The organism is Myroides profundi, assembly GCF_000833025.1.
GTDB lineage: Bacteria > Bacteroidota > Bacteroidia > Flavobacteriales > Flavobacteriaceae > Flavobacterium > Flavobacterium profundi_A.
Window position 1 is genome coordinate 1,106,056 of sequence record NZ_CP010817.1, and the last position, 26,032, is coordinate 1,132,087.

Genomic DNA, 26,032 nt, shown 5'->3' on the forward strand with positions numbered 1-26,032 from the left:
TAACTATGAGTCTTTACAAGGATTACATCAACGAGATCGAAGAAAGAAAAACTCAAGGGCTTAACCCTAAGCCAATTGACGGTGCTGAACTATTAAGTGAAGTTATAGCACAAGTAAAAGATGCTGAGAACGAATACCATGAGGATTCTCTTAAGCTTTTTATTTATAATGTTTTACCTGGTACTACTAGTGCTGCTGGTGTTAAAGCGAAGTTTTTAAAAGAAATTATCTTAGGCGAGGTTGTAGTAAAAGAAATTACTCCGGCTTTTGCATTCGAATTATTATCTCATATGAAGGGTGGACCTTCTATCGAGGTTCTTTTAGATTTAGCTTTAGGTAATAATGAAGCTGTCGCTTTAGAAGCTGCTAAAGTACTTAAGACACAAGTGTTCTTATACGATGCAGATACATTACGTCTAAAAGAGGCTTTCTTAGCTGGTAATGCTATTGCTAAGGATATCTTAGAGAGCTATGCTAAAGCAGAGTTCTTTACAAAACTTCCTGAAGTAGCTGAGAAAATAGAAGTAGTAACTTTCATCGCTGGTGAAGGAGATATCTCTACGGACTTATTATCTCCAGGTAACCAAGCTCACTCTCGTTCTGACCGTGAGTTACACGGACAGTGTATGATCACTCCTGCTGCTCAACAAGAAATTAAAGCGCTACAAGCTGCACACCCTGGTAAGAGTGTAATGTTGATTGCTGAGAAAGGTACTATGGGAGTAGGATCTTCAAGAATGTCTGGAGTAAATAACGTGGCTTTATGGACAGGTAAACAAGCTAGTCCTTATGTACCATTCGTAAACATTGCTCCAATCGTAGGTGGTACTAACGGTATTTCTCCTATCTTCTTAACTACAGTTGACGTAACTGGAGGTATCGGACTTGACCTTAAAAACTGGGTAAAGAAAACAGATGCTAATGGAGAAGTAGTTCGCAACGAAAAAGGTGAGCCTGTATTAGAACAAGTTTACTCTGTTGAGACTGGAACTGTATTGACTATTGATACAAAAGCTAAAAAATTATATAACGGAGAACAAGAGCTTATCGATATCGCTAAAGCACTTACTCCACAAAAAATGGAGTTTATCAAAGCAGGTGGTTCTTATGCTATCGTATTTGGTAAAAAGATCCAAACTTTTGCTGCAAAAGTATTAGGAGTACAAGCTCCTGTAGTATTCGCTCCTTCAAAAGAGATTTCTGTAGAAGGACAAGGGCTTACTGCTGTTGAGAAAATCTTCAATAGAAATGCAGTAGGAGTAACTCCAGGAAAAGTATTACACGCAGGATCAGATGTACGTGTAGAAGTTAATATTGTTGGATCTCAAGATACAACAGGATTAATGACTGCTCAAGAGTTAGAAGCAATGGCTGCTACAGTTATTTCTCCTATCGTAGATGGTGCATACCAATCTGGATGTCATACTGCTTCTGTATGGGACAAAAAAGCACAGGCTAATATCCCTAAATTAATGAAGTTTATGAATGACTTCGGGTTAATTACAGCACGTGACCCTAAAGGAGAATATCACTCAATGACTGACGTTATTCACAAAGTATTGAATGATATTACAATCGACGATTGGGCTATCATCATTGGTGGTGACTCTCACACTAGAATGTCTAAAGGGGTTGCTTTCGGAGCGGATTCTGGAACAGTAGCTTTAGCATTAGCAACAGGAGAGGCTTCTATGCCAATTCCTGAGTCAGTGAAAGTAACTTTCAAAGGAGATATGAAGCCACATATGGATTTCCGTGATGTAGTACATGCTACTCAATCTCAAATGTTACAACAATTCGGAGGAGAGAACGTATTCCAAGGTAGAATTATCGAGGTTCACATCGGAACTCTTCTTGCTGACCAAGCATTTACATTTACTGACTGGACTGCAGAGATGAAAGCAAAAGCTTCTATCTGTATTTCTCAGGATGATACTTTAATTGAGTCTTTAGAAATCGCTAAGAGCCGTATCCAAATCATGATAGAGAAAGGTATGGATAATACCAATAAAGTTCTTCAAGGATTAATAGATAAAGCAAATAAGAGAATCGAAGAGATTAGATCTGGTGAAAAACCAGCATTAACTCCAGATACTAATGCTAAATATTATGCTGAGGTTGTGATTGATTTAGACATCATTGATGAGCCTATGATCGCTGATCCAGACGTAAATAATGATGATGTATCTAAACGTTATACTCACGATACTATTAGAGAGCTTTCTTTCTACGGAAGTGATAAGAAAGTTGATTTAGGTTTCGTAGGATCATGTATGGTTCACAAAGATGACTTAAAGATTGTTTCTCAAATGCTTAAAAACCTTGAAAAACAAAATGGTGAGGTTAAGTTTAATGCTCCATTAGTAGTGGCTGCTCCGACTTATAATATCATTGATGAGTTAAAAGCTGAAGGAGATTGGGAATATTTACAAAAATACTCTGGATTTGAGTTTAGTGATTTATTACCAAAAACAACTAACCGTACAGAATACGAAAACATTATGTACTTAGAACGTCCTGGTTGTAACTTATGTATGGGGAACCAAGAGAAAGCAGCTAAAGGAGATACAGTAATGGCTACATCTACTCGTCTGTTCCAAGGACGTGTGGTAGAAGATTCTGAACGTAAAAAAGGAGAGTCTTTATTAGCTTCTACTCCAGTAGTAGTACTTTCTGCTATCTTAGGAAGAATCCCTACTATCGAAGAGTACAAATCTTCTGTAGAAGGAATTAACTTAACGAAGTTCAAACCAATTCCTACTAAATAATATACGCTAAATAGTAATATTTAAACGTAGTCAATATAGAACGAGCCTATCTAATATTAGATAGGCTCGTTTTTTATGGGATATTCTGCTTTAATCAAGCACTCACGTTAATCAATGCATTGTGCATGATGTTCTATTTCAAAATTACAAGAATTAGCAATAAAGCAAAGTTTGTTGGCTTGAACATGTAGTTGTAGCGCTAGTTTTTTTTGTGATTCATCTCTGATGCGTACTATCGGATTTAAAACCACTTTGGTTATACGTCCACTACCATCATCATTTAGTACTAACGTAGCCTCCGAATTATCTTCATAAGCAAGTACTTCTATATCGTGTTGCTGGCATGCGTATAAATACGACATCATATGGCAGGATGTAAGAGCGCTTAGCAACAAGTCTTCTGGATTTAGTAATGCAGGATCTCCTTTAAAGGCTTTTGCTGCTGAAATACATAAAATATCTTTTCCTTCTATTTTTACGGTATGGCTTTTAGCATACACCTTTTTGTTTGACTCTTTTTGCTTGTCGATAGCAATCCAATTTAGCGCTGCTTTAAAAAGATGTTTGTACATAATATTTGTTTTAAATAAGATGATGAATTCCTAAGTAGCATTTGCGTACCTATATATTTTAGTTCGTGAGTTTAGGTAGGGAGGGTATAGTTCCCTTTATTATTCAAATTTAAATAAAATACTTAACTAAGTATCATTTATGATATAATGCCTTAATATTACATTAAGGTAAGTTTTTTAAACTTACTTCAGTTAAATAGAATCATTTTAAATATATTGTTTTAACATTTATATAGAATTTATTAGAGGTAAAAAACTGTAAATTGTCTTAATAATTTAAATTGTAAAAAAAGAACTTTATTATGGCTTTTGATATTGAAATGATTAAAAAAGTGTATGATAAGATGCCTGACCGCGTAGCAAAAGCTCGTGAATTAGTAGGTCGTCCATTAACACTTTCAGAAAAGATTTTATATACTCACTTATGGGATGGTACACCATCACAATCATTTGTGAGAGGTAAAGACTATGTAGACTTTGCACCAGACCGTGTAGCGTGTCAAGATGCAACAGCTCAGATGGCTTTATTACAATTTATGCATGCTGGAAAAGAAAAGGTAGCAGTGCCAACTACAGTACACTGTGATCACTTAATCCAAGCAAAAGTAGGTGCTGCTACAGATCTTCAAACAGCGCAAAATCAATCATCAGAGGTGTTTAACTTTTTATCTTCTGTATCTAATAAATATGGTATTGGTTTCTGGAAACCAGGAGCAGGTATTATTCATCAAATTGTTCTAGAGAACTATGCTTTCCCAGGAGGATTAATGATTGGTACAGATTCACATACAGTTAATGCTGGTGGTCTAGGTATGTTAGCTATAGGTGTAGGTGGAGCTGATGCAGTAGATGTAATGTCTGGTATGGCTTGGGAATTGAAGTTTCCTAAATTAATAGGTGTGAAGTTAACAGGTAAATTAAATGGCTGGACAGCACCTAAAGACGTTATCCTTAAAGTAGCTGATATCCTTACTGTAAAAGGAGGAACTGGAGCTATCGTAGAGTATTTCGGTGAAGGAGCTACTTCTATGTCATGTACAGGTAAAGGTACTATCTGTAATATGGGAGCAGAGATAGGAGCGACTACTTCTACTTTTGGATACGATGATTCAATGAGAAGATATTTAGCTGCTACAGATCGTCAAGATGTAGTGGATGCTGCTGATAAGGTAGCTGAACACTTAACAGCAGATGCTGAAGTATATGCTAACCCAGAAAAATATTTTGACGAGTTAATCGAAATAAACTTATCAGAATTAGAACCACATATTAATGGGCCTTTTACACCAGATAGAGGAACTCCTGTGTCAAAAATGAGAGCAGAAGCAGAAGCTAACGGATGGCCATTAAAAGTAGAATGGGGATTAATTGGTTCTTGTACGAACTCTTCTTATGAAGATATGTCTAGAGCAGCTTCTATTGTAGAACAAGCAGTAGCTCAAGGAATCACTCCTAAGGCGGAGTTTGGTATTAACCCAGGTTCTGAACAGATTCGTTATACGATCGAAAGAGATGGTATCATTGAGACTTTTGAGAAGATGGGAACTAAAGTATTTACCAATGCTTGTGGACCATGTATCGGTCAATGGGATCGTGAAGGAGCAGATAAACAAGAGAAAAACACTATTGTTCACTCGTTTAACCGTAACTTCTCTAAGCGTGCGGATGGTAACCCAAATACACATGCTTTCGTAACTTCTCCTGAGATGGTAGCTGCATTAGCTATCGCAGGTGATTTAGGTTTTAACCCTATAACAGATACATTAATTAACGATAATGGAGAGGAAGTAAAATTAGTACCTCCTACAGGTGATGAATTACCAACTAAAGGTTTTGCAGTAGAGGATCCAGGATATCAAGCACCAGCTGCTGATGGTTCAAATGTAGTAGTAGATGTGAACCCTACTTCTAGTCGTTTACAATTGTTAGAGCCATTTACTCCATGGGATGGAAAAAATATTACTGGAGCTAAATTATTGATTAAAGCTTTTGGTAAATGTACTACGGATCATATCTCTATGGCAGGTCCTTGGTTGCGTTTCCGTGGACACTTAGACAATATTTCTGACAATATGTTGATAGGAGCAGAGAATGCATTTAACCACGAGACAAATAAAGTGAAGAATCAACTGACAGGAGCCTACGGAGCAGTACCTGCAGTACAAAGAGAGTATAAGGCTGCTAATGTTCCTACTATCGTAGTAGGAGATCAGAACTATGGTGAAGGATCGTCACGTGAGCATGCAGCTATGGAGCCTCGTCACTTAGGGGTAAAAGCTGTACTGGTGAAGTCTTTTGCTCGTATTCATGAAACAAACCTAAAGAAACAAGGAATGTTAGCTTTAACGTTTGCTAATGAAGCTGATTATGATAAGATAAAAGAAGATGATACAATCAACTTCTTAGATTTAACTGAGTTCGCACCAGGTAAACAGTTATCATTAGAGTTTGTACATGCTGATGGATCTAAGGACATCATCATGGCTAACCATACGTATAACGCTAGTCAAATAGAATGGTTTAAAGCAGGTTCTGCATTAAACTTAATTGCAGCAGGTAAGTAATTAACTATACAATTCTATATTACAAAGGGTATCTCAATTGAGGTACCCTTTTTTTATCTATGTGAATAGAGGTATTATTAACTTTGAATTAACTAATTTTGCACTCTAGTTATAACTAGTAAACAAGACAACAGATGAGTGATATAGAGGATAAGAAAATAGTATTAGCAGTAGATGAGAAGCCTAAATTAGGGCAGTGGATTCTATTGAGTGTCCAGCATTTATTTGCGATGTTTGGAGCAACAGTTTTAGTTCCTACGTTGACAGGAATGAATCCTGCTATAGCATTAATATCGAGTGGTATTGGTACATTGGTTTTTATATTTATAACTAGAGGAAAAGTTCCTTCTTATTTAGGTTCTTCTTTTGCTTTTATAAATCCTATTATAGCAATGAAAGCTTTAGAAGCAGATCCTTCTTCAGGGATGCCAGTAGGAAGTTTTTTAGTAGGAAGTTTTCTTGTAGGAGTTGTTTATTCTTTAGTAGCATTACTAATTGCTAAGGCAGGTACTAATTGGTTAATGAGACTATTACCACCTATCGTAGTTGGGCCTGTTATTATGGTTATAGGATTAGGACTAGCGAGTACAGCTATAGGTATGGTGACTAATAATCCTCAAGGGGAATATGACTTAACTTACGTTCTGATTGGTCTAGTAACGTTAGCCATAACGATTATTACAGCAATATTTACAAGAGGTTTTCTTAGCGTTATACCTGTACTAGTAGGTATTGTAGGAGGTTATTGTTTTTCTGCGATAATGGGAGTAGTTCACTTCGAAAAAGTGATTGAAGCTAATTGGTTTGAAGTACCTAGTTTTATGGTGCCTTTTGTACATTACGAGCCTACTGTGTCTTGGTATGTTATTTTATTGATGTTACCTGTAGCTATTGTTCCTATTGCAGAGCATATAGGACATCAGTTAGTGTTGAGTAAAGTTATTGATAAAGATTTAATTAAAGACCCTGGATTGCATAAGAGTATGTTAGGAGATGGGGTAGCTACTATGCTAGCTTCATTGATAGGAGGACCACCTAATACTACTTATGGTGAGAATATTGGAGTATTAGCTATTACAAGAGCCTTTAGTATATATATTTTTATGGGAGCAGCATGTTTTGCTATTCTATTTGGTTTTTGTGGTAAGATATCAGCTTTGTTAAGTACGATACCTGCACCTGTAATGGGAGGTGTATCTATTCTTTTATTTGGTATTATAGCATCAAGTGGATTGAGAATGTTAGTTGAGAATGATGTAGACTTTAAGGTAAAGAGAAACCTGATTATTTCATCAGTTATATTGATTATCGGTATTGGAGGAGCGGCTATTCATATAGGAGAATTATTCTCATTAGAAGGAATGGCATTAGCATCTATTATAGGGATAGTATTAAATATTGTATTACCAGGAAGAGTAGATGTAGACTTTGACGATATGTTTAGAAAATCTTAGTGCAGTTTTAGATGAGTACATTTTTTGTTGTGGCGAGTTCTTTATATATTTAACTCAGAATACATTATAGAAAGATAAACGAAAAGTGATTGTACAATAATTATAACGTAGAATAGGCTTGTAGTATTTGTATAATGAGTATTCTAGATTTAAATATTGAATAAAGTAAGAGTATGAGTGAGAAGAATACCAAGAAGAAAGGATGGATATCTAATGCTATATTTATTATAGTATTAGGAGTTTTTTTATTTACTCCTTTAGGGAATAGTGTCAAGGTGTGGCTGAATAGGCTTGTGGCCATGAGTCCAAGCTTAGAGAAAGTCGAGAATCAACAAACAGTGAATTACGAGTCATGGCATTTAATAGATGAACACGGACAAACTTTTGATTTAGATAAGACTAGGGGAAAAGTAGTTATCATTAACTTTTGGGCAACATGGTGTCCTCCATGTTTAGCTGAGAAACCTAGTTTTCAAGAGCTTTATAATGATTATCAAGATAAAGTGGTTTTTCTATTCGTTACCTCAGAGTCTCCTGATAAGGTAAAGGCATTTAAAGAGAAGCATCAGTATACTTTACCTATTTATTTTGAGCAGAATGCAGCTCCTGCTGTTTTATTTTCAGAATCTATACCAGCATCTTATGTAATAGATAAGAAAGGAAATATAGTAGTGCGTAAGTTTAGGGCAGCTGACTGGAATAGCTCTAAGTTTAGAGTTATGCTAGATGAGTTATTGAAGTAAAAATATAATACATAGAAGTATAAAAAAAGTCCAGCTAATGCTGGACTTTTTTGTATATTAAGTTTACTATCTACTAATAGTAAGTGTAACGTCTAACTTGAGCGATGTACTTAGCTAAGCGGATAACTTGGTGGCTATAACCATACTCGTTATCATACCATACGTACATAACTACGTTTTTACCATCTGCAGAAACGATAGTAGCTTTACTATCAAAGATAGATGGAGCAGATGTTCCTACGATATCAGATGATACTAATTCGTTATTGATAGAATATTTAATTTGCTCTACTAAGTCTCCGTTAAGAGCAGCTTTGCGCATTACTTCATTTAAATCTTCTACAGAAGTTTCTTTTCCAACTTCTAAGTTTAATACTACAAGTGATCCATTAGGTACTGGTACACGGATAGCGTTAGAAGTAAGTTTACCAGCTAATGATGGTAACGCTTTAGCTACAGCACTTCCTGCACCTGTCTCAGTGATAACCATGTTTAATGCAGCAGCTCTACCACGACGGTATTTCTTGTGCATATTATCTACTAAGTTTTGGTCATTTGTATATGCGTGGATAGTCTCTAAGTGTCCTTTTACTACACCGAAGTTATCTTCCATTACTTTTAAGATAGGAGTAATAGCATTTGTAGTACAAGAAGCAGCAGACCAGATATCTACTTGGTTTGGATCATACTCAGTGTGGTTAACACCGTGAACGATGTTTGGTACACCTTTTCCAGGAGCTGTCAATAATACTTTAGCAGCACCTTTAGAAGTTAAGTGACGTTTTAAATCTTCATCAGTTTTAAAAGCACCTGTGTTATCGATGATTAAAGCATTCTCAATGTCGTATTGAGTATAGTCGATTTCTTCTGGAGCATTAGCAGAAATCATGTGTACTGTAGTACCGTTGATGATTAAAGCATTGTTTTCAGGATCAGCAATTACTGAGCCTTCGAAGTCTCCATGTACTGAGTCATATTTAAGTAAAGAAGCACGTTTTTCTAAAAGAACTGCATCGTTTTTATCACGAGTTACAATTGCTCTTAAACGCATTTGTTGTCCTTTACCGATTTTATTCATTAACTCTCTAGCTAATAAACGTCCGATACGTCCGAATCCGTAAAGTACTACGTCTTTAGGTACTAATTCTTCTGTTTCTTTAGCGTCTTTTAATTTAGAAATAACAAAGTCTAAAGCATTGCTGTGCTTGTTGTCTTCTAAGTGATATTCATAAGTTAAACGACCGATATCGATTCTAGAAGGTGGTAAGTCAGCTCGTTGAATCGCTTCAGCTATTTCTACAGAATCAAAGATATTGATTGGTTTCCCAACAAATTTTGCAGCATACTCGTGTAAGTTAATGATATCGCTAACGCTACGGTCGATAAGTTGGTTACGGAACATTAATAGTTCAATAGACTTGTCATACCATAGGTCACTAATAATCTTAATAAACTCTACGCATGCTTTTCTACGATCTGCTTGAAAAGCTAATTCTTTCTCGTAAAGACTAGTATTTTTCATATATTAAATTGTGTTGTGATAAATTACTGCAAAAGTCTGTTTTTTTAATGAATTAATCAAGTTGTAAAGTTTAAAATACTCTTTTTAGTGTATTTATTGGGTGAACCTTACGATTATATTAGTAAACGAAGGTATTCTCCGTTTTTATTCATTAAAGTGAGCTTTATTTTTTGATTTTGATTAATCTGAGAGGCGATATTTTTAATTTGATTGATGTTAGAAACTTTGAGATCATTGATAGAAAGGAGAATACTACCGATCAAATCGTCCTCATATTTCGCAAAATCTTTGTCTAATATCTTCGTTATTTTAAACCCGTAGCTGATGTTTAATTCTTCTTTTTCGGCTGTATCTAGTTCTTGTAATTCTAATCCTCTAAACTCTATTTTGCGAGGTTCATTCTTACCTAGTGTTATAGAAGTACTATGTGTATCGTTACCCCTTAGATATTCTATCGCTACTATATCTTTAGGGCGTTTAGTATTAATGATTGAGCGGAGGTCTACAAAGGTCTTAATCTCTTTATTATTAATCTTAGTGATAATATCTCCATTTTTTAATCCAGCCTGAGCTGCACCAGAGTTCGTTATTATATCTTGAATATAAAAACCAAAAGAAGTACTACTAATATTGAGTTCTTTGACGATTTGAGGAGTTAATTCATATCCGGATACTCCTAGTGTAGCGTTCTGTACATTTCCATATTCTAATAAATCTTCAACTATCTTACGCGTTACATTAGAAGGCACAGCGAAGGCATATCCTACATAAGCGCCTGTGTTAGAGGAAATCATGGTGTTAATACCGATTAATTCTCCTTTAGTATTGACTAAGGCACCACCACTATTACCAGGGTTGATAGCAGCATCTGTTTGTATAAAGGATTGAATACTTGTTTTAGATAGATTACGAGCTTTAGCAGATACAATACCTGCTGTAACTGTAGAGGTTAAGTTATAAGGATTACCAACAGCGATAACCCATTCTCCTAGTTGAATATTGTCAGAATCTCCAAATACGATATAAGACAATTTCTCTTTTGGTTCTATTTTTAATAGTGCAATATCCATTTCTTTGTCCGTACCGATTAGTCTCGCTTTATACGTTTCATTATTCGAGAGTGTCACTTCTAATTCAGAAGCATTAGCAATCACGTGGTTATTCGTGACGATATAACCATCTTCAGTAATGATAACACCTGACCCTGTTCCTATCTGAGGTTTTGGCGAAGGCTTATACCCATAGAATAGTTCCATGATAGGGTTAGAACGAGAAGATACATAACTTAGATTCTTGACGTGTACTACTGTATTTACAGTGTTTTCAGCAGCTTCAACGAAATCAATAGACGAATTTGGGATGATAGAAGATTTGGTAGTAGAAATTGCAGAGGGCATCTCCTCTAGTTTACTCAGTTCAGTATTGTTTTGATTTTCAAAAAAATACTTATAACCAACCAGTGTCATACTACCACTTAATAAACAAATTAAAAAAACACCTAAGATCTTTTTCATATATAAATCTATTAATTAAATAAGACTAAAATTACTAAATAAAAATTTGAACAAAATGATGTTTAACCATCACTTAACACCGTGTTTTAACATACATTATTTGTATTTTTACCACTTTAAGTAAGATTAGCTATATGTTGAGATTTTATAAATATCAGGGAACTGGTAACGATTTCGTAATGATAGATAACCGCACTAGTTTTTTTCCTAAAGAAGATAAGGAATTAGTAGCACATTTATGTCATAGACACTTTGGAATAGGTGGAGACGGTTTGATTTTGTTAGAAGAAGCAGAAGGATATGATTTTAGAATGGTCTATTATAATGCAGATGGAAGTGAGAGTACTATGTGTGGTAATGGAGGTAGATGTCTAGTAGCCTTTGCGAAACAATTAAAAATAATTAATGACAATTGCCGTTTTATAGCTATAGATGGAGAACATACCGCTACCATTAGTAACGAGGGAATAGTATCACTACAGATGATCAATGTGTCTGGGATAGAGATAGAGAAGTCATACAGCTTTTTAAATACGGGATCACCTCATCATGTACAGGTAGTGAGAGATTTAGGAAATTATGATGTATTCGGTATAGGGCAAGAGATAAGAGAGAGCGAATTATATGCACCAGGAGGTACTAATGTAAACTTCGTAGAGCAGGAAGGACCTAATCATTTCAGAATACGCACATTCGAGAGAGGGGTAGAAGACGAGACGTTATCTTGTGGTACAGGAGCTACTGCTGTAGCTATCTCAATGTATGCTCAGGGGAAGTGTGATCACAATGAAGTGAAGATAGATGTAGAGGGTGGAAGTCTGACGATTAGTTTTGAGACAGATGATCGTATTAGTTATAGAAATGTAGTATTAAGCGGACCGGCCAAACTAGCGTTTGAAGGGACAATAGAAATATAAAAAAGATGTTACATATTCGTGGGAATGCTATATTTTTACGTGCTTTAGAGCCAGAAGATTTAGAGTTCATCTATCAGATAGAGAATGATGTTGATTTATGGGAAGTTAGTAATACAGTGACACCTTATAGTCGCTTCTTGATTCGACAGTATTTAGAGAATGCTCATCTCGATATCTATGAAGTAAAGCAGTTGCGATTAGTGATCTGTGATATAGATACAGAACAGGCATTAGGGTTAATCGATCTATTTGATTTTGACCCTAAGAACAATAGAGCAGGTGTAGGTATTGTAATCCAACACCAAGAGGATAGAGGGAAAGGAGCAGGAGCAGAAGCATTAGAATTAGTTATTAATTATGGCAAAGAAGTATTAGGTTTGCACCAGCTGTATGCTAATATTTCGGTAGATAATTATCCTAGTCAACAACTGTTTTTAAAATACGGTTTTAAACTAGTAGGTATAAAGAAAGATTGGGAAAGAGTTGGCGGAGTTTATAAAGACGAAGCATTGTATCAATTATTATTTTAAATAAAATTATGAAGTTAAAAAACATCTTAGTTTTTCTAGTTGTTCTAGGGGGATTTGGACTATTAGGGTATTTATATATATGGTATGGTAAGGCGTTTTCGCCTAACTTAAAAGGTTGGGATGAAGAACAGTTTATCTACATTAAGCAAGAAGACAACTTCCATTCAGTATTGAAAATATTAGAACCTTATCTAAATGATAAAGAAGGTTTCGTAGAAATAGCAGAACAGCGCAGTTATCCATCTAATGTATTCAGTGGTCGTTTTAAACTTAAAAACGGGATGAATACCTATGATATCATCGAGGCACTTAGAAAGAATGTACCTGTGCGTCTAACGTATAACAATCTTGAGCGAATAGAAGATTTCGCAGGGAGATTAGGTTCTATGTTTGAAACGGATAGTATAGGTTTCTTAGAGACGTTCTATGAACCTAGTTTCTTAGAAGAAAATGGATTTACTAAAGAAAGTGTATTAGTCTCTTTCTTACCTGAGACGTATGAATTCTATTGGAATGTAAGCCCTTTGAAGATTCGTAATAAGATGCATAAGGAGTACATCCGCTTCTGGAACGCTGAGCGTCAAGAGAAAGCAAAAGCTCTAGGGCTAACACCTGTAGAGGTATCTATCTTAGCTTCTATTGTTCAGAAAGAAACGAGTAAAGCAGACGAGAAAGAAAAAGTAGCAGGAGTATACCTAAACAGAATTAAGTTAGGAATGCCGTTACAAGCAGACCCTACTGTAGTATATGCTAAGAAATTATATACTAACGATTTTAAACAAGTGATCAAAAGAGTATACCTAAAGGATACTCAGATACCATCACCTTATAATACGTATCAAAATACAGGGTTACCTCCAGGACCTATCTTTATGTCAGATCAGTCTAGTATAGATGCAGTGTTAAATGCAGAGAAACATGATTATGTATACTTCTGTGCAAGTGTAGATAGATTAGGATATCACGAGTTTGCGGTGACACTAGCTCAGCATAATGCTAACAGTAGAAAGTATAGCGCATGGTTAAACCAAGCAGGTATCAATTAAAAAAATAATAGAAGTAAGCTGTCTAATTTTGGACAGCTTTTTTTATACTTATATTTTTGAAGTGGAATATAAATATAGTTTATAGGGATTTAATGTTGTATGACTTTACTATTAGTACTCATGCTATTTCGTTTTGAATGAGTCCGTAGTGAGTCCGTTATGAGTCCGTATCGACTCCGTTAATTTGGATAAAATAACGGAGTGAGTAAGGACATATGATATAGGTACTAATGAGGTATTCGCAATCTAGGTACAATCTAGCTAAAATAAGAGTAATAAAAAAGGCTGTCCACGGACAGCCTTTTCTGGTATAGATTATAAGATTATAAATGTGGAGTACTATTTCCATCCACCACCAAGAGCTTGGTATAGTTTTACTCTTGATATTAGTTTGTTCTGTTTTAATTTGTTTAGGTTCAGCTCACTATCTAGCATATTCTTTTGTGCATTGATAATCTCGATATAGTTTGCATATCCACTGTTAAACAGTAAGTTAGATTGCTTTACCCCTAATCTAGAAGTCGCTACTTGCTCTTCGGCAATCTCTATCTGCTCTTTCACTGTTTCTAATGTGATTAAGGCATCAGATACCTCTGTGATAGCTGTATAAACGGACTTCTGAAGGTCTATTTCTGCTTTTTCTCTTTCTATTTTAGCTACTTCATAATCTGTTTTTAGTTTTCGCTTATTAAATAGAGGAGCAGCTACATCACCTATTAATCCACCGAATAAAGAACCAGGTATATTAAACCAATTCTTACCTAACATACTATTTAATCCTCCCGTTACATCTATCGTAAGAGAAGGGTATCTGCTAGTCTGTGCTACTCCTACTCTGGCATTACTCGCTTTTAGAGCTAGCTCTGCTTGTTGTACATCAGGGCGTTGACTCACTAAGTATAGTGGTACTCCTGTAGTCAGTGTTTCTTGGTAGTTGACTTCAGCTAGTTTAGCATCTCGCTCGATAGCGTCAGGTAACTGTCCAGTAAGCAAGGATAACGCATTCTCTTGAACTGCTATTTGTTGTTTTAGAGAAGGGATTAACGCCTTAGCGACTAACATCTGGTTACGCGTCTGTTGAATAGCAAGAGAGGTGGTCTGTCCAGCATCTCGTTGTAGTTCAACTATCTTTAGTGTATTCTTTGTCAATTCATAGTTAGACTGGGCTACTTCCATCTGTGCATCTAGCAGCAGTAAGTTATAATACCCTTCTGCTATATTAGCGATTAGAGTAGTCTGTACCGCTTTGCGAGCTTCGTGAGTCTGTAGATAGTTCGCTAGAGCTTCAGCACTCATGCTTTTCATCTTTCCCCAGACGTCTAATTCCCAGCTTACACTTAGAGAAGAGACGTATTGAGCAGAGTTGACATACATATTTTCAGGAGCATCTTTTCCTTTATTTTCGTAGTATTTACTTGCTGCTGATCCATAGTAATTAGAAGAGCGATACTGATAGGCTACATTACCAAGTGTCATATCTACTGATGGCAGCCATTCTAGCTTAGCTTGTCTAGCTTTTTGGTCAGCTATTTCGATATTCTTTATCGCATTAGTCATATCGAAGTTGTGTTCTAATCCACTGTTGATTAATTCAATCAACTTCTCATCTTCAAAGAACGTCTTCCAATCAATATCTGCTATTCCTACTGAGTCTCTCGTATTGTTTATAGAGTCTAGTTGACCTCTATACTGTTCTGGCAATTGAAACTCTGGTGCTTTATAGTTAGACTGTGGAGCACAAGAATGTAAGGCTAAAGCTGCGGAAACCACCGATACATATAAAGTGCTTGTTATAATTCTTTTTGTGTTCATGGTTTCTATCTTTTATTCATTAGTAAGTTTAGATTTAAGTTTTTCGTCCCAAGTCTGGAAGATATAGAATAATACTGGGATAATGAATATACCCGCAATTACTCCAAATATCATACCACCAGCAGCACTGAAGCTGATCGAGTGGTTTCCTTGAGCTGATGGTCCTACTGTAAACATCAACGGTACTAGACCTGCTACGAAAGCAAATGATGTCATTAGGATAGGTCTTAGACGCATTTTTGCACCTTCTACAGCAGCATCGAATATTGATAATCCGTTTTTGCGTTGTTGAAGAGCGAACTCTACGATAAGGATGGCATTCTTCGCTAATAACCCGATTAACATAATCAATCCTACTTGTACATAGATATTGTTTTGTAATCCAGCTAGATTAACGAATAGGGCTACCCCTAATAATCCTGTTGGTACTGTCAATAGAATCGCTACTGGTAATAAGTAACTCTCATACTGAGCACATAATAAGAAGTATACAAAGATGATACTTAGCCCAAAGATGATAATCGCTTGGTTACCCGAATCTTTTTCTTCTAATGACATACCTGTGTACTCATAAGAGTAGTTACCAGGTAGTTGTTCTGTTACTTCTTCTATCGCTTTCATCGCATCTCCTGTACTATATCCTGGTGCAGGGTTAGCTTTGATAGAGATAGAGTTATATAAGTTATATCTAGTCACGGTTTCCGGACCTAATACTTTCTTCAGTTTAATCAAGGTATTAGCAGGTAGCATTTCTCCATCTTTGTTTTTCACATAGATAGAAGAGAATGATTGTGGACTCTCTCTAAATGGGATGTCTGCCTGCATATATACACGGTACGTTCTACCGAATCTATTAAAGTCTCCTGCTTTTACACGACCATAGTAGTTCTTGATAGTAGTCATAAGGTCTTTTACACTTACACCTAACGATTTTGCTTTTACATAGTCGATCTCAAGTAAATACTGTGGGTAGTTTGCTTTAAATGAAGTAAAGGCATTCGATATTTCTTCTCTGTCATTTAATTGTTTAATTACCTCATCACTCACTTGGTTGAACTCTGTAAATCCACCTCCCATACGGTCTTGTAATACGAACTCAATTCCTCCGAAATCACCAAAACCAGAAATAGTAGGTCTAGGGAATACGTTAAAAGAAGCCTCGTGTATCTGTGATAAATCGCCTTGTATTTCTGCGATAATCTTGTCTATATTCTTTACTTTACCTCTTTCTTTATACGGTTTAAGGTTAATATACCCTACCGCAAATGATGGGCTGGCATTACCGTCTATCGTATTATATCCTGAGATAGCTGTCATCCCTTCGATATCCGTACGCTGTTTCAAGATACTATCTGCTTTTGCTAATACTACCTTAGTACGTGCTAATGAAGCCCCAGGAGGCATCGCTAGAGAGTAAGTGATATAACTATCATCTTCTCTAGGGATAAATGAAGAAGGGGTCTTGTATAGATATAGAACTCCAACTCCTATGATTAGGGCTAATCCTGCGATAGCTACCTTCTTGTTAGTAATTAATTTCTTGATCGTTACGACATACTTCTCTGTAAAACTGTCAAATGCAGTATTAAACGCAAAGAAGAACTTATTGCGCACTCTCTTAAATCCTGCTTGAGGTTTCTGAGCAGCATATTCTTCTCCTGATGGTTGCTTTAAGAATAAAGCACATAGTGCAGGACTCAGTGTCAAGGCATTTACAGCAGAAATCAAAATAGCGAAGGCTAGGGTATAGGCGAACTGCTTATAGAATATCCCTGCAGGCCCCTGCATAAATCCTACTGGTAAGAATACTGCTGACATGACTAACGTAATAGAGATAATAGCTCTCGTAATCTCGTTCATCGTCGTGATTGTCGCTTCTTTTGCCTTCATTCCTGTATGATGCATCTTCTCGTGGATGGCTTCCACTACTACGATGGCATCATCTACCACAATACCGATGGCCAGTACTAAGGCAAACATGGTCAATATATTAATAGAGAATCCCATTAAATAAATAAAGAACAAAGTACCTACTAGCGAGATAGGAATAGCAATAACTGGGATAATAGTAGAACGGAAATCCTGTAAGAACAAGTAAACAATAATAAACACTAAGAAGAATGCCTCGAATAGTGTACTTCTTACTTGGCTAATAGATTCGTCTATCTGCGCTTTTACAGAATAGCTAATATCGTAGTGAACTCCTTGTGGGAATGATTTAGACAGTCTCTCTAATGTTTTGCGTACTGCGATATCGATATCACGTGCGTTAGAACCGTTGGTCTGTGTAATATTCATCGTTAGACCAGGGTACCCGTTCACACTGTTATCACTACCTACGTTAGAGGCTCCGAACTCTACTCTAGCTACATCTTTTAGCAGTAGAACAGAACCGTCTTTATTCGTTTTAATAACGATGTTCTCGTATTGTTCTGGTAAGTTAAATCTCCCTTTGTGCTTTAAAGCAGTCTCAAAGGCTTCATCAGATGTCTCTCCAAAGCTACCTGGTGCAATCTCAAAGTTTTGATCTTTGATCGCACTGATGACATCTTGTGGAGTTAAACTATATAAGGCAAGCTTATCAGGGTTTAACCATGTTCTCATAGAGTAGTCACGAGCACCGATACGGCTCACAGAAGCTACTCCAGGTACACGAAGTAATTCACGGTTAATATTAATCTGTGTATAAGCTTGTAAGAAAGTTTCGTCATATACTTCTTCTGGGTGATCACTGTAGAAGTTGATCGTCATAATGTTACCACTAAGACGAGGAGTCACAGATATACCGTTCTCATTCACTTCTGATGGTAGATCACCAGCAGCTTTACTTACTCTGTTCTGTACGTTTACCGCAGCTTGATCAGGGTCAGTACCTGCTTTAAAGAATACGTTGATTGTTCCTGATCCACTGTTACTCGCTTTAGAGCTAATGTAGGTCATATTGTCTACCCCGTTAATAGATTCTTCTATCGGAAGTAAAACACTCTGAGCAACAGTCTCTGCATTGGCACCAGGGTAAGAAGTTGATACACTTACACTAGGAGGTGCAATCTCTGGGAACCTTGTAATTGGCAGTAAGGTAAGCCCTACTAGTCCTAGTAACACAAACATAATTGAGATTACAGTGGCTAATATGGGGCGTTCTATAATGGCTTTTAACATATTAAATTGTTTTGTAAGGCGAGTACAAATACTCTAAGTTCTGTTTTTGTCTTTTGGATAGTACTTTGTCTAGTTTAAAGGTTTTACATACATCCCTTCAGTAAGTTTATCAAAACCAGTTTTGATAATTCTATCTCCGATTTGTAATCCTTCAGACACGATAAAGTTATTTCCTGACACTCCATTTAATTCGATAGACTGTAATTTTACTTTGTCTTCTTTATCTAAGATATAAACAAAAGTCTTGTCTTGTATAGAAGTAGTTACTTCTTGTGGAATTAAAATAACACGAGGATTTGTTTCTTTTAGTTTGATTGTTCCTGTATTACCTGATCTCATCACGTCTTTAGAGTTTGGGAACGATGCTCTTAAAGAAATAGAACCTGTTGTTCTGTTAACTTGTCCATTGATCATATCTACTTTACCTTTCTCAGGGTATTCGTGTCCATCTGCTAAGATTAGAGAAACGTCTGGTAAGTAGTGCCCATTGCTGATACTAGCTGTATCTGTTTTCTTATTGTCTTTACTGAAGTATAAGAAGTCAGACTCACTCATACCGAAGTACACATATACCTCACTCACGTCTGATAGTACAGTTAGCGGTTCTTTATCCCCTTTAGAGACTAAGTTACCGATACGCTTAGGCATACGTCCGATGTATCCACTTACTGGAGCTTTAATAATAGTATAGTCAAGACTAATCTTAGCACTATTAACAGCAGCAGTAGCTTTAGCCAAAGAAGCTTTAGCGATATCGTAGTTAGACTTCGCTGTTTCTAATTGTACCTGAGCGATAACTTCATTATCGATAAGAGGCTTTAGACGATCTATTTCTAGTTTCGCATTTTTAAGCTTTGCTTTTTCCACATTCTCAGTAGCGATCATATTGTTTAAGATTTCTTGGTAAGGTAGTGGATCAACTTGGAATAGAGGTTGTCCTTCTTTTACGAAAGCACCTTCATCTACGAAAATCTTCTCAAGTATACCTTCTACCTGAGGTCTGATTTCTACGTTTACTTTTCCTTCTATATTTCCTATATAATCTTTGATTGTAATTGCAGTTGTTGTATCTACTTTTATGATAGGTAAGGCTAAAGCATTTTCTTTAGGATCTAATGTTTTAGATGAACCTATATTGCAGCTGTTAATTCCTATCAATGTACCAAACATAATCAACGCTGAAAATGCTACTAAAACTGTTTTTCTACTTGTAATCATAATTCTTTAAATACTATTTGTTGTTGTAGGTGAGAGTCTATCTCCACAGTAACCTTATTCAATACTGATGCCAAAAAGGCTTTATTTGTAATCAAAAACTAATTTAATGAATTTAAATCTTTGATTTGTAGGTTTTTGTGTTTGATTTGTATTATTGAGTAATAGTTGTTATTGTTTAAATTTAGCTATTCTTATTTATAAAAGTTGTTGCTTTTTGTGGTATCCCTCCACATATTGGCAAAGATAATGTTTTTAGAATAGTAAGAAATGACTGAATTTATTAGGTGAATATTAATTAATACTCATAAATTATGTTAACAAAGGTGTTTGGAAGCGCTGTATTTGGCATTGAAGCTACAACTATTACAGTAGAGGTACACATAGATGGAGGAGTAGGATATCACTTAGTAGGGCTACCTGATAATGCGATAAAAGAGAGTAGCTATAGGATAGCTGCAGCACTGAAGAATAATAGTTATAAATTCCCAGGGAGGAAAATAACAATCAACTTAGCACCTGCTAATTTGCGCAAGGAAGGTTCTGCTTATGATCTAGTGATCGCTATTGGTATTTTGGCAGCTTCTAACCAGATGTCATTACAAGAAGAATTATCAGATTATATTATCATGGGAGAACTATCTTTAGATGGAACTGTACAGTGTATTAATGGAGCGCTCCCTATCGCTATAAAAGCAAAAGAAGAAGGGTACAAAGGGATTATTATACCGAAAGAAAATGAGAAGGAAGCGGCTATAGTAGAAGGACTAGAGGTATATGGTGTCAGTAATATAAAGGAAGTGATAGACTTCTTAGAAGGCAAAGGGGAGTTAGTACCTGTGGAGTTAGACTTCACTAAGATGTTTAGTGAAGAGTCTGCACGTCACTTAGAGATAGACTTTAAGGATGTGAAGGGACAAGAGAGTATCAAGAGAGCAATGGAGATAGCTGCAGCAGGTGGGCATAATATCATCTTAATAGGACCTCCTGGTTCTGGAAAGACGATGCTAGCCAAAAGACTACCGAGTATATTGCCTCCGATGTCCTTAGAGGAAGCATTGGAGACAACTAAGATTCATAGTGTAGTAGGAAAGGCCAAGGACTGCGGGCTGATGAGAACTAGACCCTTTAGAAGTCCTCATCACACTGCGTCATCTGTATCACTAGTAGGCGGGGGAAGTTATCCACAACTTGGTGAGATATCCTTAGCCCATAATGGGGTGTTGTTCTTAGATGAGTTGCCTGAGTTTAAAAGAGAGGTATTAGAGGTGATGAGACAGCCATTAGAAGATAGGGAAGTGACTATCTCAAGGGCAAAGTTTACGATTACATATCCTTCTTCATTTATGCTAGTGGCAAGTATGAATCCTAGTCCGAGTGGCTATTTTAATGATCCAAGTGCACCTGTCAAGTCTACACAAGCAGAGATGCAACGTTATTTAAGTAAAGTATCAGGTCCTCTGCTAGATAGAATAGATATACATATAGAAGTGAACCCTGTGCCGTTCGACAAACTATCAGATAAACAATTGTCAGAACCAAGTCAAGATATCAGGGAGCGGGTAGTAGTGGCAAGAGAAGTACAGTCAACTAGGTTTAATCCACATAAAGGAGTTCATTATAACGCGCAGATGACTACTGCACTACTTAGAAAATACTGTGCCCTACAAGAAGATTCATTGAACCTATTAAAGACAGCTATGGATAAGCTTAATTTATCAGCCAGAGCCTATGATAGAATATTAAAAGTATCCCGTACTATAGCTGATCTAGATAGCTCAGAAAATATAAAGCCCCAGCATATAGCTGAGGCAATACAATATCGTAGTCTAGATAGAGAAGGATGGCTAGGTTAGCACTGTTTATTCTCTTCTAGATTATATCCTATAACTTGTTTATACAACACAAAGTATACTGCGAATAAATAAGGTAAAACAAATAAAATACCAATAACAAAGAATAATAAACCACTAATCAAAAAGAAGTAGTTCAGTATAATTGTTAGAATAATAGGGATAGGTTGTTTATTCACGACCATGATACTATTCTTTATCGCTGCGATAGGCTTCTGGTGTCCGAATATAATTAAGGGAATAGTGAATATGGTCAAAGTACTAATAATCCAGTTAATAGCCATAGAAACCATTTCAAGGTTTTGTAACTTTAAAGGAATAGTAATCGCCATAAAGACAAGTGATATCAATAATTGTGATATAAAGATATAAAGCCCTTTTATATTGAAGAAGTACTTAAATGCATTAAAGAAAGAGGGAACTTCATTTAAGTGTACTTGTGCATTTAATTTATAAAAACCACCTATAAGTATGCTTCCTAGTGCACTAAATACAGCAAAAGATAAAAGATAGTAATAGAAAAAAGGAGGTTCTGTTAGCTGTCTAGTCATCTCCTGTATTTGTTCTTGTAGAACATCTTGATTAGGATCTAAGGTGACGAACTGACTTAATATTAAAGAACCTAGTAATGTCGCTGCAAAAAAGGTTAGTAATAAAGTCGTAATTACTAGTAAGAAGGTCTTTCTGTAGTAATTAAATGCTTCACTCATTACCTGAAATGGAGCTAGTGCAAAACTATTCTGTTTAATATTGTCTAGTATATCTTTTAAGTTTGTCATAAGGTTAGGCTCTTTAGAAGAGTCTTTTTAATTGTCTATAAATATTAGTTTGTTTGTGATAGGAGGATATGTATCTATCGGATAAAGTCAAAAGTATTTCCTTGTTTGATATCCGCAGTCTCAAATCCTTTCATAAACCATTCTTTTCTCTGTTTAGAACTTCCATGTGTGAACGAGTCAGGGTTTACTTGACCTGTTACTCTTTTTTGTATTGCGTCATCTCCTACAGCTTGTGCGGCACTTAAGGCAATATCAATATCTTTAGCATCTAAGTACTTTTGGTTATACTTAGCCCATACACCAGCGTAGAAGTCTGCTTGTAGTTCTAAACCTACTGATAGTTTATTCGCTTCTTTCTTACTCATACTTTGTTGAGCTTGGTGTACTTTACTATTAGTACCTAACAGAGTCTGTACATGGTGACCTACTTCATGGGCGATAACATAAGCGATAGCAAAGTTACCTCTTTCTGCTCCAAAACGAGTGTGTAGTTCTTCAAAGAATCTTAAGTCCATATACACTGTTTCGTCAGCAGGACAATAAAAAGGACCTACCTCAGCAGTAGCGCTACCACATTGTGTGTTCACTTTATCATCGAATAGTTCCATTTTAGGCTCGCGGTATTGCATTCCGTTTTCTTTGAATATCTTGTGCCATACATCTTCAGTGTCTGCAAACATCACAGCTACCATCTTACCCATTTCTACTTCTTCTTGAGAAAGGTTTCTAGTTTCTACTTGTTCTGTTTGTTGACCTTCACCCATTTGTTCTAATACAGGAGCTATTTGTTTTCCTGTCTCTCCTCCAAATAGGTATAGCAACATCGCTATAATACCAATTAAACCACCTCCGATAGCTGTTTTCCCAGCTGTGGATTTACCTCTATTGTCAGTAACGTTTTTACTTTCTCGTCTACCTTCCCATTTCATAATGAAAAATTTTTATTGCAAAAATAGGAAAAATAGAGGAGTATAGGTCAATATGTGAGAATATTGCTAGAAGAACGAATGTTTTAAAACAAAATATCCCTTTCTAGTTGTTTTAGAAAGGGATGGTCTTTAGGTATCTTTTATCTTATTAGAATGTATAAGCTAAACTAAGTTTGAATGATAGTGGAGTAGTGGCTCTCCATCCATAGTGTGTGTATCCCCACGCACCAGGGAAGTGACCTACATAATTATATCTATCCGTGATATTATTTACAATTAGGTTAAATGCATAGTTGTTCTTTTTATACGATACTCCTCCATCAAGTGTGAAGTAGTCATCTGGTAAGAACTTTTTAGCTTGTACAGGAGCTTGTGAGCGGTCTTTTTGGTATTGGTATCCAAGAGAGAATCCTAAACCTTCGAATGTACCTGATTGAACTCTATAAGTAAGCCATGCATTAGTACTGTGCTTAGCAGTTCCTGGTAATAGTTGTCCTTTTTTAGCAGGATTATTATCTTCTGTTATCTTAGCATCTGTATACGCATAGTTCATTGTCAAGGTTAAGCCATCTGTAATTTGCCCATTTAAGTCAAATTCTATTCCTTTAGATGTAGCTTTACCACTCTGTACCATAATTTGGTTATTAGCAGAGGCATCACGTGGGGTTAGGATATTGGTCTTATCTACTTGATAGAAAGCTAATGAAGTAAATAGCTTTTTCTCAAACCATGTTTTCTTTAACCCAAATTCTTTATTGGTTCCTTTAGAAGGATCAGCTGTTTTGTTGTTTTCTAATTGACCAACTTGTTCTTGGAAGCTCTGATCATATAAGGCATAAGCTGAGAATGATGGAGAGATATTATACGTAATACTAAAACGTGGAGTATACGCTTGATTCTTTACAACATCTCCTTTAGAAGCACTCGTTGTTTTCTCTGTTGAGGTGTAGCGTACCCCAAGCCCTAATCTAAGTTTCTCATCTAATAGAAGAAACTCGTCTTGTACATATAGAGAGATATAGCTATATTCTTGAATATTACCTGCTGCTCGTTCTCTTAGTGAATGTGAACGGTCATAAGTAGGGATGTCTTTTTTAGTAAGCTTACCATACACAGGGTTATATATATTAAACAATGGACCTACTGGAATAATAACTCCTTTATCATCTGCAACTTCAGACCAATCTGCCATGTGCTCTTTTTGCCCCATATCTAGACCGAAAAGCACATTGTTTTTAATCTGATCTGTGATCTTAAATTTGCCATTCATATAAACTTGCCCAACTTTAGCTGAGTTATACGCATCATTTACAGAAAGTGCTCTTTGTACATTACCTTTATCGTCTATAGAATTATAGATTGAGTACAAGCTTTCTCCTTCCATAGTAGCTTCTACATAACCTAGTTTAGCAGTAAGATTCCAATCATCACTTAGTCTGTGATTAAGATTAATGAATACATTGTGTTCTTTAATCATAGTAGGATCTATGATAGGATCAGTGAACGTGAATTTGCGAGGTAGTTCTTTAAACTCATTTTTAGAATAGGCATATTTAGAGAACCCACCTTCGAACTCATTAGAGTTGAATATATACTCAAAGGTAATATTTGTATCATCACTAATATTGTATTTTAATGAAGGTGCTAATGATAAGTAATTATTTTTGTTGTACAATTGGAAAGAACTAGCTTTTGTAGCCATCCCATTGATACGGAACAGCAGTTTCTCATCTTTTGTTAGCTTAGTATCTACATCTACTTCTGCGCGATATAGATTATAACTACCTAGTATAGTCTTTACTGTCGTTTTGTTTGTTCCCATTGGTTTCTTAGTTACGATATTATAGAAACCACCTGGTTGAGTATTTCCCATCATAAAACCTGCAGGTCCTTTTACAAACTCGACACGTTCTATAAAGGTATTGTCTTCTCTGATAGGGCCAAAGCTTCCTGAGATATCCATACCATTTCTTAGATTACTAGCGCCATAACCACGTACATATATTCCAGCACTAGCTTGCTCTTGATGTAATACAGATCTTACACCACTCACATTCTGAGCAATGGCATCACTCATGGTCATACTAATCTGATCATCCATTAATCCTTTATCAACTACTTGGATGTTTTGTGGTACGTCTAATAGGTTAGCAGCTGTTCGCAAAGAAGAAGAAGAACGGATGTTTTTATTTGTATTAATGACTACTGCATCTAAGGTTTCATTGTTGTCATCAAATAGCATGAAGTCTTTTATGACAGTTTGATTTGCAGGTATAACGATACTGTCTTTTGTAATACTATTTTTATACTGAAGAGTGATAAGGTATTTACCTGATTCGATATTTTCTAGTAAGAAGTATCCGTTATTATCTGAAACGGTTTTAAATAAGTTGTTGTTTAAGGTAACTGTAGTTCCTGCTAATTTCTCTTGATTATGGCTTACAACAGTTCCTTTGATATTCCCTTTTTCTTGGGCATAGGTACTTATATTGATCAAAAGTAGACCAGTAAGTATGAATTTATGACTTGTGTTGATTAAAAAGAATCTTTTCATCTGATACTTAATTTAGATTGAATAAATTTGAATGCGGAAACAAAAGTAGATTCTATATCATGGAATGACTTAGCCAAAAGGGAGTAAAAATTAGCAGT

The 26,032-nt window shown here is 35.9% G+C and carries 17 protein-coding genes; 8 read left to right on the forward strand and 9 right to left on the reverse strand.

Going from position 1 to position 26,032, the window contains the following annotated elements:
* The first annotated feature begins 5 nt into the window (after window positions 1-5).
* Window positions 6-2,768 carry a bifunctional aconitate hydratase 2/2-methylisocitrate dehydratase gene (locus tag MPR_RS05040; RefSeq protein ID WP_041889838.1) on the forward strand — a complete coding sequence of 921 codons (2,763 nt, stop codon included), beginning with the start codon at window positions 6-8 and terminating at the stop codon, window positions 2,766-2,768.
* A 107-nt stretch (window positions 2,769-2,875) separates the two neighbouring features.
* Here MPR_RS05040 and MPR_RS05045 read toward each other — a convergent pair whose 3' ends face one another.
* Complete coding sequence (locus MPR_RS05045) at window positions 2,876-3,340, reverse strand: OsmC family protein (RefSeq protein WP_041889839.1); 465 nt, start codon at window positions 3,338-3,340, stop codon at window positions 2,876-2,878.
* Between the two features lie 302 nt (window positions 3,341-3,642).
* Here MPR_RS05045 and MPR_RS05050 point away from each other — a divergent pair, with 302 nt between their 5' ends.
* From MPR_RS05050 to MPR_RS05060, 3 genes are all read left to right on the forward strand, one after another.
* Window positions 3,643-5,904 (forward strand): aconitate hydratase, encoded by a 2,262-nt coding sequence (locus MPR_RS05050; RefSeq protein ID WP_041889841.1) that lies wholly within the window; start codon window positions 3,643-3,645, stop codon window positions 5,902-5,904.
* Between the two features lie 134 nt (window positions 5,905-6,038).
* Complete coding sequence (locus MPR_RS05055; RefSeq protein ID WP_041889843.1) at window positions 6,039-7,358, forward strand: solute carrier family 23 protein; 1,320 nt, start codon at window positions 6,039-6,041, stop codon at window positions 7,356-7,358.
* 173 nt (window positions 7,359-7,531) lie between these two features.
* Window positions 7,532-8,101 (forward strand): TlpA family protein disulfide reductase, encoded by a 570-nt coding sequence (locus tag MPR_RS05060; protein WP_041889846.1) that lies wholly within the window; start codon window positions 7,532-7,534, stop codon window positions 8,099-8,101.
* Window positions 8,102-8,174: 73 nt separating this feature from the next.
* On the opposite strand, the gene MPR_RS05065 is transcribed toward MPR_RS05060, so the two are convergent.
* Together MPR_RS05065 and MPR_RS05070 are read right to left on the reverse strand one after the other, a co-directional pair.
* Window positions 8,175-9,623 carry a glyceraldehyde-3-phosphate dehydrogenase gene (locus MPR_RS05065; protein WP_041889848.1) on the reverse strand — a complete coding sequence of 483 codons (1,449 nt, stop codon included), beginning with the start codon at window positions 9,621-9,623 and terminating at the stop codon, window positions 8,175-8,177.
* Window positions 9,624-9,736: 113 nt separating this feature from the next.
* Window positions 9,737-11,137: a trypsin-like peptidase domain-containing protein gene (locus MPR_RS05070; RefSeq protein ID WP_041889851.1), complete on the reverse strand. Its 1,401-nt coding sequence runs from the start codon at window positions 11,135-11,137 to the stop codon at window positions 9,737-9,739.
* Between the two features lie 134 nt (window positions 11,138-11,271).
* Between MPR_RS05070 and dapF the strand changes: the two genes are divergently transcribed.
* Genes dapF through mltG form a run of 3 tightly spaced genes read left to right on the forward strand, consistent with a single transcriptional unit; the run spans window position 11,272 to window position 13,630 of the window.
* On the forward strand, window positions 11,272-12,054 hold the full coding sequence (gene dapF / locus MPR_RS05075) for a diaminopimelate epimerase (RefSeq protein ID WP_041889854.1): 783 nt from the start codon (window positions 11,272-11,274) through the stop codon (window positions 12,052-12,054).
* A 5-nt stretch (window positions 12,055-12,059) separates the two neighbouring features.
* Window positions 12,060-12,584, forward strand: a complete 525-nt coding sequence (locus MPR_RS05080) for a GNAT family N-acetyltransferase (protein ID WP_041889856.1) — start codon at window positions 12,060-12,062, stop codon at window positions 12,582-12,584.
* 8 nt (window positions 12,585-12,592) lie between these two features.
* A complete protein-coding gene (gene mltG / locus MPR_RS05085; RefSeq protein WP_041889859.1) occupies window positions 12,593-13,630 on the forward strand; it encodes an endolytic transglycosylase MltG in 1,038 nt (345 codons plus the stop codon).
* A gap of 339 nt (window positions 13,631-13,969) precedes the next feature.
* On the opposite strand, the gene MPR_RS05090 is transcribed toward mltG, so the two are convergent.
* The 3 genes from MPR_RS05090 to MPR_RS05100 all read right to left on the reverse strand — a co-directional run bounded on the left by MPR_RS05090 (window position 13,970) and on the right by MPR_RS05100 (window position 19,822).
* Window positions 13,970-15,442, reverse strand: a complete 1,473-nt coding sequence (locus tag MPR_RS05090) for an efflux transporter outer membrane subunit (protein ID WP_041889862.1) — start codon at window positions 15,440-15,442, stop codon at window positions 13,970-13,972.
* A 12-nt stretch (window positions 15,443-15,454) separates the two neighbouring features.
* Entirely contained in the window at window positions 15,455-18,604 is a 3,150-nt protein-coding gene (locus MPR_RS05095; protein ID WP_041889864.1) for an efflux RND transporter permease subunit, read from the reverse strand.
* 69 nt (window positions 18,605-18,673) lie between these two features.
* Window positions 18,674-19,822, reverse strand: coding sequence for an efflux RND transporter periplasmic adaptor subunit (locus tag MPR_RS05100; protein ID WP_041889868.1), 1,149 nt, complete (start codon window positions 19,820-19,822; stop codon window positions 18,674-18,676).
* Window positions 19,823-20,133: 311 nt separating this feature from the next.
* On the opposite strand from MPR_RS05100, the gene MPR_RS05105 reads away from it, so the two are divergent.
* Entirely contained in the window at window positions 20,134-21,675 is a 1,542-nt protein-coding gene (locus MPR_RS05105; RefSeq protein WP_041889871.1) for a YifB family Mg chelatase-like AAA ATPase, read from the forward strand.
* Here the strand turns inward: MPR_RS05105 and MPR_RS05110 are convergent.
* The 3 genes from MPR_RS05110 to MPR_RS05120 form a co-directional block, all read right to left on the reverse strand.
* Window positions 21,672-22,451: a hypothetical protein gene (locus tag MPR_RS05110; RefSeq protein ID WP_041889873.1), complete on the reverse strand. Its 780-nt coding sequence runs from the start codon at window positions 22,449-22,451 to the stop codon at window positions 21,672-21,674. The two genes, MPR_RS05105 and MPR_RS05110, sit on opposite strands and share 4 nt — an antisense overlap.
* A 74-nt stretch (window positions 22,452-22,525) precedes the next feature.
* Window positions 22,526-23,380: a KPN_02809 family neutral zinc metallopeptidase gene (gene ypfJ / locus MPR_RS05115; protein WP_041889874.1), complete on the reverse strand. Its 855-nt coding sequence runs from the start codon at window positions 23,378-23,380 to the stop codon at window positions 22,526-22,528.
* A 148-nt stretch (window positions 23,381-23,528) separates the two neighbouring features.
* The gene (locus MPR_RS05120) at window positions 23,529-25,934 is read right to left on the reverse strand and encodes a TonB-dependent receptor (RefSeq protein WP_041889877.1); all 2,406 of its coding nucleotides are present in this window, start codon (window positions 25,932-25,934) and stop codon (window positions 23,529-23,531) included.
* Between the last annotated feature and the right edge of the window lie 98 nt (window positions 25,935-26,032).